Origin of the sequence: Pseudomonas sp. LD120, from assembly GCF_009861525.1 — a bacterium.
Classification (GTDB): Bacteria; Pseudomonadota; Gammaproteobacteria; order Pseudomonadales; family Pseudomonadaceae; genus Aquipseudomonas.
On the sequence record NZ_WVHL01000005.1, the window covers coordinates 2,461,921 to 2,476,057 of the forward strand.

General features: G+C 59.0%; 11 protein-coding genes and 1 pseudogene. 5 read left to right on the forward strand and 7 right to left on the reverse strand.

The features are described 5' to 3' along the window. Window positions 1–33 precede the first annotated feature (33 nt). From PLD_RS25655 to PLD_RS25675, 5 genes are all read right to left on the reverse strand, one after another. Window positions 34–861, reverse strand: a complete 828-nt coding sequence (locus tag PLD_RS25655; RefSeq protein WP_159898207.1) for a replication initiator protein A — start codon at window positions 859–861, stop codon at window positions 34–36. An 11-nt stretch (window positions 862–872) separates the two neighbouring features. Further along, complete coding sequence (locus PLD_RS25660; RefSeq protein WP_218575876.1) at window positions 873–1,154, reverse strand: AlpA family transcriptional regulator; 282 nt, start codon at window positions 1,152–1,154, stop codon at window positions 873–875. Window positions 1,155–1,750: 596 nt separating this feature from the next. Beyond that, a complete protein-coding gene (locus tag PLD_RS25665) occupies window positions 1,751–2,263 on the reverse strand; it encodes an antirestriction protein ArdA (protein ID WP_159897497.1) in 513 nt (170 codons plus the stop codon). A 457-nt stretch (window positions 2,264–2,720) separates the two neighbouring features. Next, on the reverse strand, window positions 2,721–3,050 hold the full coding sequence (locus PLD_RS25670) for a LasR-specific antiactivator QslA (RefSeq protein ID WP_159897498.1): 330 nt from the start codon (window positions 3,048–3,050) through the stop codon (window positions 2,721–2,723). After that, window positions 3,047–3,316: a hypothetical protein gene (locus PLD_RS25675; protein ID WP_159897499.1), complete on the reverse strand. Its 270-nt coding sequence runs from the start codon at window positions 3,314–3,316 to the stop codon at window positions 3,047–3,049. The genes PLD_RS25670 and PLD_RS25675 overlap by 4 nt, the downstream gene beginning before the upstream one ends. Window positions 3,317–3,830: 514 nt before the next feature. On the opposite strand from PLD_RS25675, the gene PLD_RS25680 reads away from it, so the two are divergent. The 5 genes from PLD_RS25680 (at window position 3,831) to PLD_RS25700 (ending at window position 11,537) form a co-directional block, all read left to right on the forward strand. Continuing rightward, window positions 3,831–4,121 (forward strand): hypothetical protein, encoded by a 291-nt coding sequence (locus tag PLD_RS25680; protein ID WP_159897500.1) that lies wholly within the window; start codon window positions 3,831–3,833, stop codon window positions 4,119–4,121. An 18-nt stretch (window positions 4,122–4,139) separates the two neighbouring features. Beyond that, window positions 4,140–4,376 (forward strand): carbon storage regulator, encoded by a 237-nt coding sequence (locus tag PLD_RS25685; RefSeq protein ID WP_159897501.1) that lies wholly within the window; start codon window positions 4,140–4,142, stop codon window positions 4,374–4,376. Between the two features lie 1,798 nt (window positions 4,377–6,174). After that, entirely contained in the window at window positions 6,175–7,746 is a 1,572-nt protein-coding gene (locus PLD_RS25690; RefSeq protein ID WP_159897502.1) for a GGDEF domain-containing protein, read from the forward strand. Window positions 7,747–7,949: 203 nt separating this feature from the next. Beyond that, window positions 7,950–8,774, forward strand: a complete 825-nt coding sequence (locus PLD_RS25695) for an arylamine N-acetyltransferase (RefSeq protein ID WP_159897503.1) — start codon at window positions 7,950–7,952, stop codon at window positions 8,772–8,774. 1,221 nt (window positions 8,775–9,995) lie between these two features. Further along, window positions 9,996–11,537: a nucleobase:cation symporter-2 family protein gene (locus tag PLD_RS25700; protein ID WP_159897504.1), complete on the forward strand. Its 1,542-nt coding sequence runs from the start codon at window positions 9,996–9,998 to the stop codon at window positions 11,535–11,537. A gap of 133 nt (window positions 11,538–11,670) precedes the next feature. Here PLD_RS25700 and PLD_RS25705 read toward each other — a convergent pair. Both PLD_RS25705 and PLD_RS25710 read right to left on the reverse strand, forming a co-directional pair. Next, window positions 11,671–12,507: pseudogene (locus PLD_RS25705) on the reverse strand (transposase); the annotation flags it as partial. A gap of 172 nt (window positions 12,508–12,679) precedes the next feature. Beyond that, complete coding sequence (locus tag PLD_RS25710; RefSeq protein WP_159897505.1) at window positions 12,680–13,837, reverse strand: MFS transporter; 1,158 nt, start codon at window positions 13,835–13,837, stop codon at window positions 12,680–12,682. Window positions 13,838–14,137 lie beyond the last annotated feature (300 nt).

The window sequence follows — 14,137 nt, forward strand, 5'->3', positions numbered from 1 at the left end:
TCACAGCTTTTCCCAAAGATATCCCCGTGCCGTCTACGGCACGCGCCGGAAGGCCAGCAGTTCGGTCGAACGAGACAGGCGCACCACTTCCAGGCGATACCCGGGCAGCGACTGGCGAGCCGCCAGCGCACGCAGGTCGAGGGCGAAGTCCGAGTAGCGCGCCGAGCTGCCGGATTTGCGGTACAGGTGGCGAAAGTCGAACTGCCAGCCGTCCTTCTGCCTGCCGCCATGCTTGCGCACCAGGCGATACAGCCAGCGCTCGATGCCGCCGGTGAGGCGGAAATAGGCCGGGTCGATGGTCAGCACCAGGGCCTGATCCAGTACCCCGCTGTAGAACCAGTCCGGCAGGATAAGCTCGATGCCCAGTGGCCGGCCATCCGCCGCGGCCAACTCCTTCCACTCGTTGATCCAGGAGAAACGGTGTAGGCGTCGGCCGGTGGTCTCGCGGATCGTGGTGGCCACGCTGGTCGACTGCAGCCGATCCAGCGCGGCCTTCAGGCGCTGGTAGTCGCGCAGCGAGGTGCCGCGGCCGATGAAGCGCAGGATCTGGTAGGGCGTCGCACGCATCAGTCGCGAAGTGGGGATGCCCGCATCGCGCGCCTCGACCAGCTGGCTGGCCGCCCAGATCAGGATGTCGGCATCCCAGATCGTGGCGATGCCATGCTCCAGCGTGCCCTCCACGCGCACCGTCACCTCGCCCGAGCGAAAGTCGATCGGCACGGTGCGTCGCGACTTGGCCAGCGAGAAGAACGGATGCGCCATCAGGTCCTGGGCGTCGCGCGGCGCCATGTCGCCCGGCAGCGCGCGGAACAGATCCAGTTGCCCACTCTGGGCAGGCAGGTCGTGAGAGTTGCGGCACATGAACAAGGACTTCACTGCTCATCACGCTGCGCTCCCGGGTGGCGGTCGAGGTACTCGGGATCGAAGGTGGTCTCGAAGCTGCGATCAGCGGCCCAAGCTTCGAGATCGGTGAGCGCATACATCACCCGCCGGCCGAACTTGTGGAAGCGCGGCCCGCCGCCGATCACCCGTTGCTTCTCCAGCGTGCGCGGCGAAAGCCGCAGGAAGGCCGCGGCTTCGTTGTTGGTGAGGTAGCGAGGGGTAGGGCAGGCCTGTGGCGCTTGCGCCTCAATAGCGCCTTCCACGGGCCGCATGGCATGCGCCGTCGGCCCGGCCTTGCGGTGCAGCGACGAATCGAGATCGATGCGACGCGGCTGGCGGGAAAGATCGGTTGAGTGCGACATGGTGTGTCCTCCGTTGACGTGGGAGGTGCACCGTGCGGCAGCCGTCGCGCTCGATCATGCCGGGTTGGGTCTGGGCGAATGCGCAGGCAGCAGGGGCGGGGATTGATACCGGGGAGGTCTGGATGCTGACCGGGTACGCCCATCTACGCGCATCACCGGCCGCGGCACCCAAGCGCGCAAAGCCGCATTGGCGAAGCCCTACGGATTTGCGGATTTGCGGCTTTCCACAAAACCGGAAAACCGCCTCGGCGGATTTCCGTAAATCCGTAAAAGCGCAGAGCCGCTTCCCCACAAATCCGTAAAACCGTGGATACGGATCGCCGGATTTGGGTAAAACCGTAAGACCATAACGGTCTCAATCAACTGGCAGCACAACGCGGTTGCTCCAGGCTGATTGCCGGGTGCGCGTCCCCGTGCATCAGCCTTCCGGGTGGGGCGCGCGGGTGGCCGGCAGGACAGGGGCGCAAAAAATAAGGCACCGGGTCGCCCCGGTGCCTTCCGCTGGTCTAGCGATTCCAGAACACGTGCACCTGCTCGATGCCTGTCTCCAGGGTGAACAGGTCGCCGCTGTACTCCATGTCGCGGGCCATGGCGCGGTAGTCGATGTACATGGCCAGGTGCGGCGGAATGCTACTGGTTGCCTCGGTCAGTTCCTGGGCGTAGTCGGCCAGCGAGCTGTAGCAGCCGCAGTAATCTTCCTCGGCCGCCTTGCGCGCCTGCTCCAGGTCGTTGAAGTGATCGAGTAGAGCACCGCCGAACTCTGGGTATTCCTCGATAAAGCAGGCGATCTCGTGGGCGCTCTCGAGACCTTCGTACTCTCCGAGGCGGTAGCCGTCTAAGCCCTCAAAGTCATGGATCGCGTATTCCTCCGCATCCTCCACCGGCGAGGCCGCCAGCATGGCGTCGACCTGCGCTTGGATGTCGTCCAGCTCCAGGGTGGCATCGATCCAGACGCCATGCAGGTGACCGGCGTTGTAGGCGGCCAGGTCGGCGACGTAGATCCTGATTTCTTCGCTCATGGCTTTCGCTCCTTCGTCTTCAGGGTTCTGCGCTTGCGCTGCGCATGAACCCCTGCCGACTAGGGCGACTAAGGCGGTCGTGAAAAAATCAGGAAAAATCGCGGAGGCTCCACCCAGCGCAGCGGCCGGGTGGAAACCGTCTATTTTTCTTGATTTTGAGGGGGCAAGAACCCCTGCTCTTGGATTGTGGGCATGTGCTGGTGGTAGTCCAAAGCTCCGTCATTCAGTAGCTGGACTCATTTGTGGAGTTTAGTTGGTCGCCTCACACTTGGTGACAGAGTATGTCTGCCGACAGTATGTATAAACTGTTACTTTTCAACGCATTCAGATACAGCTGCCTAGTGTTTCGCTACACACTGACCCTGCACTCCGTTAGCTCAGAACCTTGCTTGCTGGTCTGTGTAAACAGGCCACTTCTTGGCATTTGCCATGGCTCAGGTCAGCCCTGACAGCTAGCTCAGGCGAGCGTCAGGGGCTTTCTGTGGCCAAAACAATCACCCGCGGTATAGATGTCGGCCTGCTCACCGCAGCGAAGATGCGAGCATATACGCTGGTGGATACGACTCAGGAAACCCACCTCAAAAGCTCTCCTTTCAATAGCGCAGGGCAGCAGATCGCGCTCCGCGATCATCACTGCCCAGAGCCATCCACTGCGGGCGTTATCGAGCCAGGTCTGTGCCAGCTTCACGCCCTGGTCGAATGCCTCTCTGCAATCTGCAGCCCAGGTGATCTCCATACCTGGATGGCCGTCGTGAGGTGGAAGGTAGGTCATCACACCCTTGCTCATCTGGCACCTCCTCGCACTTCGGAGAGGGCGCGGCGATAAAGCACGACCATTTCATCGAGCAGAGCCAGCGCTGAATAAGCCGCGATACGCACACGCAGATCTGCCGGCTGCAAACCTTCAGGTTCAGCCAACTGATCAAGCAGATTGCCGAGCATGACGCCACGCAGTTCAGCTGCAGCTTCAGAGGGTAGGGGAGAGCGTTCGGATTCATGCAGCGGGCTTGGCTGCAACGGGAAAGGTACAACGCAGGATTCGAACTCAGCCATGGCGCACCTCCAGATCAGAGGTGGACAGCAAGACCTGAAGCCCAAGGCGGAGCTCTCGGGTAAAAAAGGGGTAGCGCATTTTCCTTATGCTCCTCAGACGATTAAGGAGCCGCCTACCGCCGTTGCTACACGGTAATGGAGGCGGACCGTGCGGGGGTAGCAAACCGGCGTCCGAGGGAACCGGCCAGGCAAAAGCCTGCCCCACACGGTCCGCCATAGAAGTTAAGCAACCAAGCACGTCGAGTGCTTGCTACTCAAACTATGACGCTACCGCGCCTCGAACGAATCAGGTTGCTACACCCGGTCGCGGGACTTACCACGACGGGCGCACTCTAGCCCGAGGGTTTCAGGATGGCAACCTACTGTGGCGTAGTTGATTGAGAGATGGGGCAGTCAATCTCGTTGCAGTAGGGCTGAGGTCGTACTCCATCTATGGCTATTGGCTTACAGCTCTGCCTTCGGGCTCAACGAGCCCATCGGCTACGCTGGTAGTCAGTCTCTGGAGGAGTACGCCATGTCTGCCAAGGAAGAGCAGTTGATACAGTTACTGGGCCTTATGGCTCGCAGCATGACCCATATGACCGCATCCGTAACCGCTATGGCCTTCGAACAGCTGCGAAGCCAGGATGCAGCACTGCAGAATTCAGCCAAGCGCATGATTGGGCGCATGCAGGCTATCAATGAAGAGCTGGATCAGCAGTGGAAGCTGGTAGGTCAACTAACCGGCCAGTGGGATCAAGAAGTGCTTGTGGAGGAGTTGGATATCTCTTCGGTTCGAGTGCATCGGGAAGCGGAGGCCTCGTGAGGTCTTGACCCTGCTGAAATGGATTTCACCACCAAGGAAGGTAACGCCATGTCCCATCTAATACTCACTCGTCGTTTCGGCCAATCCATTGTGATCAACGTCGCTCCAGGAGCTGATCCCGAACAAGCCCTGCATCAGCTCCTGCGCGATGGAATCACTGTCGAGATCAATCGTGTGGAACATGGCAATGTGCGCGTTTCGATTGATGCACCCAGGACGATTCAGATTTTGCAGGTTGAGTTGATTCATTCGTAGGGCAGCTTTCGGCCGATCATCAGGGGGCACTAAAGGCCAGTCGATTATAGAATCTGTTCTGAATGCCCGGTTGGCGCTGTCCGCATACTGGGTGAAGCACGGCAGAGGCCGAAGCCTCTAGTGGCGAGCTATGCGAAAGCCTGTCGATTTTGCATGCGGCTGAATGGTGTCGGCTAGTGCGAGCGCCTGACGGTTTTCATCCGAATACTCAGGCATGCAGCTAGCGGCCCCAAGTAGCGTCTTGGGCGCCGCCAGAATACGTACATTTTAGCATTGGGCTCGGCGCGTACTAAGCGCATACATGACATATGGGAATGCTAATAAATTGCTTAAATAAAAATCTGAATTTTATATGATATTGATTTTATTGGATAAAAATTAAAAACAGGTCCAATCCATCATCGGTGCCACACTGAAGCGGCGAGACGGCTCGGAACGTGTAGGGCTAGTATTTACGGGCGCTTCAGGCTTTTTGAAGTTCATTGGTGCTGATCTTTATACACTGCGGGGTTTACCCATGTTCCCTTGTTTTTCGAGGTTGATTGCTGCTTAACAAACAAGCTCGGCAAGGTCGTTGCTGGAAATGGGCACGATTAGAGCGCCAGCGCGGTGACAACTTTATGTTGATGGTTTCCACGGCGTAGGTCTGGGGCGGTCGGGACGGTGAGGCAGTTTATCAGGAAAGCCAAACCTTCGACCGCAAGCCGTTTATCCGGCGTTGGTCGAGCCTGTGGTCAGCGCAAGGGGCTGATGGCGAGGGATACGGTTGTCTTGAAGTTGCGGCCTGTTGGGCTTTATGGCGGGCAAGAGGCTTGATAGTGGAAACCCTAAAGCTAATTGTCTTAGATCCGATACATGGGGTAACCATCCGGGTAAACAATGATCACGGCAACGACATCGTTACTGCCAAGGCTCGCAGTTTTACCGGCAGCAGAACTTTCAGGGTCGATCGTCGAAACCGAGAAGGTTGCTCCGCAGGAAGGTTGCAGGGGACTCTGTTCGATGCGGGCCAAGGTAAATCTGTCAAGGAAGGCCAAAACGCCGATATTGAGGCCCGTGGTCTTCCGGAGGGGGTGCAAACGATCCTCAAAGCCTTCCGTGAGATTCAGGGAAAAATCCAGAAGAAGTTGGACGAACTACAGGCGGTAATGAGTGCTGATCGCTCAGTGATAAGGAGCGTAACGTCAAGATTCAGGGGCTGTAGGCTGAGCTGGCGACGCTGAGCAGTGTCCTGACTTCGGCCACCAATGATCTGCGTCGAGCCGAGAACGAAAACAGGCTGACGACCGGGCAAGAGAATTTATCGAAATCCTTGGCCAACCCTTACAGCGGCCCGTTAGCCCGGCGTAAGCAGCGGATGATTGCTTGCAGGCATGCTCGAGTGGATAGCTGGGTCACTGGCTGCAAGGTGGCAGGCATGGCGTTTTCAACGGTCGGCGAGTGTCGGTTCCAACTGCGGTCGCTGACCTTGCTTTTTGAGCGGTGTGCCGATTGGATTCGTTGCCGTGAACGAGTTGGCCGGGGCGTTGTTGTTTGGCGGGTGGCTATGCTTTGTGGCAGTAACGCAGCGCTGCTTAGGGCGTTCAACGATATTGCACGGGCCGCGGATCTACGCTTTAGGCTATGCGCTTTGCGGCCGATAACCCTTGGGTGGAGTCTGGTCGTCGAGCGGCATTTTGTTCCCTCGGCGGCAGCCATTGGAAACGCTGTTATGCAGGACGCTGGCTGGTGAGCCAGTCTCGAAAACAATAAGGGATTGGTGTTCAAGTCCACGCCTTCTCCCATCAGGACGCCCCCTTTGCCTGTGCCTATTTACGATGCTCATCACGCCCCAGGTGGCACTTTGAAACGCCTGCCTTTGCTCAAGGCGGCGGTGACCTTTATCGCTACGGTTTTTCTGTGCCTGTGCGGTCTGCTGTACCTCCAGTTGGAGCAGTCCTGGCGTCATGACTTGGCCCAGGCCGAGGTCAATTCCACCAACTTGACCCGCGCCATCGCCCAGCAGGCCGAAGACACCTTCATGGAGGCAGATCTGGTCTTGATGAGCCTGTCTGAATGGATTCAGGCGTTAGGTGAGGGGCCTCAGCAGCAACTGCGTTTGCAGGACATATTTGTCCGGCGGGTTCAGGCCCTGACGCAGCTTAGTGGTGTGTTTCTTTACGACAGTCAGGGACGCTGGGTGGTCAGCTCCTTCAATGATTCGCCTCACGGCAAGGACGTTGCCGACCGCGATTACTTCCGTTTCCACCAGCAGAATGCCTCGTTGCAGGCGCACATCAGTCCGGCGATTCGCAGTCGTGCCAATGGCGAATGGATCATACCCATCTCTCGTCGGATCAATGACCAGAACGGGAACTTCCAGGGGGTGCTGATGGCGGGCATCAAACTGGCGTATTTCGATCAGTTCTTCAAAAGCTTCAATATCGATGATCAAGGGGCAATGTTCCTTGCTTTATCCGACGGTACGTTGATTGCCCGGCGGCCGTTCGAGGAGCGGCAGGTCGGTGCTTCGTTGGCCCGTGGCCGGATTTTCAGCAACTACTTGCCTCAGGCTTCTGCCGGCAACGCCATGATCACCTCGGTTGTGGATGGGGTGACGCGCTTGTATGGCTACCGCCAGTTGCAGGCCTATCCGCTGGTAGTCGCGGCGGCCAATTCCAAGGATTCGATACTCAAGGGCTGGTACGCCTCGGCTTATCAATCGTCGGCTATCGTCGCGTTGGTGCTGCTGGGAGTGGGGCTGTTTGGTTGGGTGTTTATCCATCAGGTGCGCAACAACGAGCGGATCGAAGCCGACCTGCGCCAAGCCCAGGAGGCCTTGGAGGTGATCGCCACCCATGACAGCCTGACCGGCCTGGCCAATCGGCGTCTGTTCGAGCGTTCGTTGATGATCGAGTTCAGCCGTGGCGCCCGGCAGAGCAGCGCCCTGAGTCTGGTCATGGTCGATATCGACTACTTCAAGCGTTACAACGATACCTATGGTCATGTAGCGGGCGACCACTGTCTGACTGAAGTGGCTCAGGCCATTAAGGCGTGCTGCCTGCGCAAGGCCGATCTGGCCGTGCGCTATGGCGGCGAGGAGTTTGCGGTGCTACTGCCGGACACCGATATTCATGGCGCCATGGCAATGGCCGAGCAGATTCGCCAGAGCGTCATGGCGCGCAATATCACCCATTCTGGTTCTCCTGTGGGGTGTGTGACGGTCAGCTTGGGCTGTTATGCCTTTGTTCCCACGGGGCGCGACAGCATCGAAGTGTTTATCCAGCGGGCGGATGCTGCGCTGTATCAGGCCAAGGCCACAGGGCGCAATCGCGTCGCTGCGTTGTCGATGGAGAAAACCGAGGACCCATTGCAGCGCTCCGACCGGTGAGCGGTTGTCAGGCTGGATTAAAGGTGCCGCAGCGGCAGACGCATTGGCTTGATCGGTCGGTGGAGACTTTGCTGTGATTGGTTGTTGGAATTTTGTGCATTTGACTTAAACATAACGCCGACATGTAGGGCCTGGTGCCGGTCGATCGGATTGGCGGCTGATGCTCCAAGGCCCTGCGCGACACTCATTTCAAGGACTTGTGCATGAGTCAGCTGCACCTGATGAACGTCGACCTCTACCTGCGCCAACTCGGTTACGACTGTGCGCCGCCGCCGACCCTGGAAACCCTTCGCGAACTGCAATTGCGCCATGTTTGCCGGTTTGCCTTCGAGAATCTTTCTACCTTGCTGCGGCTGCCGGTGCCCATCGACTTGGCGTCGGTGGAGCGCAAGATTCTGCACCAGGGGCGTGGCGGCTATTGCTACGAACTCAATCAGGCCTTTCTGGTGCTGTTGCAGCATTTGGGTTATGACGCCCGGGGCATCACCGGTCGAGTGGTGATGGGGGGGCCGGAAGATGCGCTGACTGCGCGCAGTCATCGCCTGTCGCTGCTGCACCTGGGCGGTCGACGTTACATCGTCGATGTCGGCTTCGGCGGCATGGTGCCTACTGCGCCGCTGCTGCTGGATACCGAAGAAGAGCAGGCAACGCCTCATGAGCCCTATTGCATCATCGGGCGTGAAGGTCACTACATACTGCGCGCGAAGGTGATGGATGAGTGGCGGGCGATGTATGTTTTCGATCTGCAGGTGCAGGGTGATGTGGACTATGAGATGGGCAACTGGTACGTCTCAACCCACAGGGATTCGCCTTTTCTCGGGCAGTTGAAGGTGGCGCTGATCGGGCCGGGCGTACGTCGCACCTTGAACAATGGCAGCTATGCGCTGCACCGCGTGGGGCAGCCCAGTGAGCGACGGCAGATCACTGATGCCGAGGTATTGATGAGGCTGTTGCAAGAGGAGTTCGCTTTGCGTTTGCCGGATCATCCTGAGCTGCCACGAGTGCTTGAGCGGTTGCTCGAAGGCTGAGGGGGGGGCGTTCTGCAGCGTCCGAACGTGGCGACACTGAATAGGTCCCGGTTAAGCCCGGGGCCATTGCTGCATAGAGCTCACTGGCAAACCGGCCGTTTTCCATGGCGAGAATCATGCGAAAAATATCCCGATCCCGATCCCGATCCCGATCCCGATCCTGGGCAATTCGGTGCTGTCGCCAGAACGTTTCACGCGGGGCCTGTTCGCGGTGCTGTTGGGCTCCGCACGAAAAGTTTAGAGACGAAGGTCAGGCAAGGCGAAAACGGTCGAGGAACGGCCTGGGTCGCATTCGACTTTACGGGGTGTAAGTGAGTATTCCGATCGGACTCGCGCACGAGACCGTTTTCAACGCAGCATCGCCGGTTATCAGGGCTTTTCGTACAAAGCCTAGCGCTGATCAGCCTCTGTTCGACCGCCTGCCACGCGGTACCCGATCCTGGCGGCAACCACAACCACAACCAGAGCATGGAGGCTCGGACCGACTCGCCCTGTCCGCCCTCTGACAACTACAGCGCCGATCTACGAACCTCTTGATTCGGAATGGCCTACACAGTACCGGCGAGTCGCCACCGCATCATGGCCTATAAGCCGTTGCGGGATTTCTACAGGTCCCTGGGGGCGCGTGGACATTTGATGTCGCGACATGATTTTTGGAATGGTCTTGGCGGGTGCATCACCTCCTATGGGCGAGATAACGGAGTCGTCATCAACAGCGCGGACACCGGGGACAGCATCGTCAATCTGCGGGACAACATAGCTGCGCTATACGCGTGATGTCAGCATCAGGGTCCTGGCCAACCTCACTGCCTGGTAGCTGCGTTTTTCGGCCTGGACCAAGGTCTATCCACTGGTCACTGGTCACTGGTCACGCGTCGTACCCAATGTGTACAAGATCCGGGGGCCGGCCCGGTCATTGATCCGCTGGTGCGAAGCATGAGCCGATCCGGCAAGCGGATCGGCTTTTTTCATCCTGTTTTCTCAATCCCTGGAACAGTGTGAAACAGCTCGCGAGAAGGCGCGGACCCTGTCCGGCGCTGGGCTGAGCGATGGCGCTGGGGCGGCCTTTCGGGCTGGTAAAGGGGGGGGAGTCGAGGGGGCGGGTTGTCCGCTGACGGCCGCTGCGGGAATTCTGGATAGAAAACTGTATACAATCTTATGGACAGTTGTCTTGCATGTTGAATACAGTGTGCGCATAACAAAAACAGGGAACCCCACACGATGAATAATCCCCAGGTTTCACAGCAGCGACCCGAAGATGAAAATTTGGGTGTTGGTGCGAATATGGCTTATGGCCTGCAACACGTTCTGACCATGTACGGCGGTATCGTTGCGGTGCCACTGATTGTCGGTCAGGCGGCTGGTTTGTCGCCGGCGGAGATCGGTTTGCTGATCGCGGCGTCGCTGTTTGCAGGGGGCTTGGCAACGTTGCTGCAAACCCTCGGTGTACCGTTTTTTGGTTGCAGGCTGCCACTGGTGCAAGGGGTGTCCTTTGCAGGCGTATCGACGATGGTGGCCATTGTCACCAGTGGTGGGGAGGGTGGCTTCCAGTCGGTTCTTGGCGCGGTGATTGCCGCCTCGCTCATTGGTTTGCTAATCACTCCGGTCTTTTCCCGTATCACCAAGTTCTTTCCGCCATTGGTGACGGGCATTGTGATTACCACCATTGGCCTGACGTTGATGCCGGTGGCCGCGCGCTGGGCCATGGGCGGTAATAGTCGGGCGCCGGATTTCGGCAGCATGGCGAATATCGGCCTGGCGGCTATTACCTTGGTGCTGGTGTTGTTGCTGAGCAAGATTGGCAGTGCGGCTATTTCCCGCTTGTCGATCCTCCTGGCCATGATCATCGGGACAGTGATTGCGCTGTTTCTAGGCATGGCGGACTTTTCCGGTGTCACTCAAGGGCCGATGTTCGGCCTGCCCACGCCATTTCACTTCGGCATGCCGACCTTCCATGTCGCGGCGATCCTGTCGATGTGTATCGTGGTGATGGTGACCCTGGTGGAGACTTCAGCGGACATTCTGGCGGTGGGAGAAATCATCCACACCAAGGTTGACTCCAAGCGCCTGGGGGACGGTTTACGCGCCGACATGCTGTCGAGCATGATCGCGCCGATCTTCGGCTCCTTCACCCAGAGCGCTTTTGCCCAGAACGTTGGGCTGGTGGCGGTCACCGGAATCAAGAGCCGCTTCGTGGTGGCCACTGGCGGGCTGTTCCTGGTGATTCTCGGTCTGCTGCCATTCATGGGGCGGGTGATTGCCGCGGTGCCGACTTCGGTGCTGGGTGGGGCGGGGATCGTACTGTTTGGTACGGTGGCTGCCAGTGGTATTCGTACCTTGTCCAAGGTTGATTACCGCAACAACATGAACCTGATCATTGTCGCCACGTCCATCGGCTTCGGCATGATCCCGATTGCCGCGCCAAGCTTCTACGACCATTTCCCTGGCTGGTTCGCGACGATCTTCCATTCGGGCATCAGTTCCTCGGCGATCATGGCGATCGCGCTGAACCTGGCGTTCAACCACTTCACCGCGGGCAACTCTGACCAGCAGTCGGTGTTCGTCGCCGGCACCGAGCGCAGCCTGCGCTTTCAGGATATTGCGGTGCTGCGTGAAGGCGACTACTTCAGTGGCGGTAAACTGCATGACGCCGAGGGCAATGAAGTGCCGCTGGTCACGGAAGAGTCGAGCCATTCGCCTAACCCGACAGGCGATGGCCCGTTGCCGAACCCTGCGCGAGGCAGTGCCGAAGCCACTCACTGACGTCGATTGTCACGGCCAAAAAAACGGCGCCCTCAAGAGGCTGTGTGAAAACGCAGCCTGCCAAGATCAAAAAGCCGATGCCCCGACTTGTCGGGGCATCGGCTTTTCTGAAATCGAAAAAATAATGGGCCTCTCAGCCCATCAGCGATATCAATTTTCGTGCTCCCAACACCTTGATTGCTCTTTTCAAATTGTAAGCCTGTACCGCCAAGGCCATTTCGGCTCTGGCGCCTTTGAGCTGTCGCAGCAAGAACCGTCCATTGCCAAATAGCCATTGCTTGAGGTTGCCGAAGGGGTGTTCGACGATGGATCGCCGGCGGGTCATCATCTCAGGATGAGCCCTTATTCGTTGCTCCATTCGCTCGAAGGCGGCCTCTTGAGCATGGCGTCTAAGGTAGCGACGGCTCGCTTTGGTGCAGCGATTTTTTAACGGACAAACACGACAATCGCTGATAGCCGCCTGATAAATCCGCTCGCCTTTGTTCATTTGCTTGAGCGTTAACCACTGGCCGGCAGGACATTGATAACGGTCGCGGCCCTCCTCGTATTTGAAGTCCGTACGATCGAAAAGCTCAGTGTCGCCACCTTGATTGTTGACTGATCGATTAGGGGGGACGAACGCTGTGATACCGGCGTCCTCACAGGCCTGAAACTGTTCACCATTGGAGTAACCGGCGTCGGCGGTGACGCTTAATTGCGCTTGCTGTAACTGAGCTTTAGCGGCTTTGGCCATCGGCTCAAGCTGCTGCCGATCTGCGCCATCTTGAGTCACCTCATGGTGCAGAATCAGACAATGTTCAGCATTCACGGCGCTTTGGATGTTGTACGCCACAAACTTGCCAGATGGCGTGCGCATTTTTTGCGCTTCGGACTCGCCCACAATATGTTGAACCAGACCTTGAACTTCCATCAGCCCTTGGCAGGTCTGGTTATTGGCCTTTTTTACCTGCAACTCCCGAAGCACCGCCTGCGTCGGCAGAGGCAGTACACAGAGCAGGTCCCACAGGGGCAAGAGGTGCAGCTGTCGGTCCAACGCGAGGTGGTCCATGAGGTGGGATTGCAGCGCGCGATGGCAGTGACAAAGGGGCGCCCTGTGAACGGGCTGGGGCCGCATCCTGGCGGGGGGGGGGCGATTGCCCGTTTCAGTCGATCGCCTTGGTCAATTGCCCCTGGCGCACCAGAGACAGGGCGAACACCACCACTACCGCCGCAGCGGCTGACAGGGTCAGCGGCAGGCCATAGCTGCCGCCACTCATGGCGGCGCCGCTGAGCAACGGCCCCAACAGGCTGCCGATGCCCCAGAGCAGGCCGGCGCTGGCGTTGGCGGTAACCAGGTCCGCTCCGCTGAAGGATTGGCCGATCAGTACTATGGCCAGGGTATAGATGCCGCCGGCCACCGCGCCGAGGATCACCAGGCTGGGCCAGAGCAGGGAGGGGGCTTCCATCAGCAGTGGCAGGCCCAGGCCGATCGCCAGGGCAATGATGCCGCAGCCCAGATAGATGCCGGGGCGTCCGAGCTTGTCCGAAAGCCAGCCGAGGGGGAATTGGAAGGCGGTATCGCCCAGCAGGATGATGGTCACCATCAGTGCCGCCAGCTTGATGCTGTAGCCGTGGCTGGCCGCGTACACCGGAAACAGCGACAGCACCACGCTGTCGAAAAAGGCGAAGAACAGGATGCCCACGCACAGCGCCGGGGCGATGCGGATAAAGCCCAGTACCGAGAAGGTCCGGCTCTCGGCGTGAGGCGGCTGCTGATCCTTCAAGGGCAGAATCAGCCAGACCACCGCGATCGCCACTGCGTAACCGACGCTGACGATGGCCAGCACTGTCGGCCCCTCGGTGCCCAGCAGCGACACCAGCCCCGGGCCCAGCAGTTGGAAGAAGGTGAAGCAGGTGGTGTAGACCGCCACCAGGCGTCCACGGCTGGCGTCCTCAGCCATTTCATTGACCCAGGTTTCGCCGAGAATGATGATCAGCCCCGCACCCAGCCCCATGGTGATTCGCGCCAGGCCCAGGTTATAGAGGCTGGCCCCGGGCAGTTCCAGGGCGGCCACGCTCACGGCGCACAGGCTGAAGCACAGCAGGTAGATCTGGCGTCGGGTCAGGCGCTGGCATAGCGCGTTGACCAGGAAGGCTGAAAGCATCATGCCTGCTGCGGGCAGCGCCGACATGATGCCGATCTGGTTGTTGGAAGCGCCGGCCTGGTACAGGCGCAGGGCGAGGATCGGCACCGTGGAGCCGATGCTCAGACCGACAATGGAAATACCCAGGATCAGGGCGGCTAACAAGGCTTTGTTCATGTTCAAGACCCGCGCCAGTCACTTCAGGCGCTGAAAAAATAGAGGTGTTGCGGACCCCGCGTGACAGCATCCGCCGAGATAGGGGCGATCACCGGGCCTGTGCCCTTGGCGTCGAGGTCGACTGCAGGCGAAGCGGTCAATGAAGGGGCTTCGAGACGTCTTTGCTGGTCAGCCCGCTACGACCCGCGGCATCGGACTCAATCGCGGTTAGCGGCTACCTTGGTGTGGGGAGAAGGTGAAGGCGAAGAGGACGCTGCGGCGCCGTCGGTTGATCGCGCAATCATGCTGGGCAACGGCCAG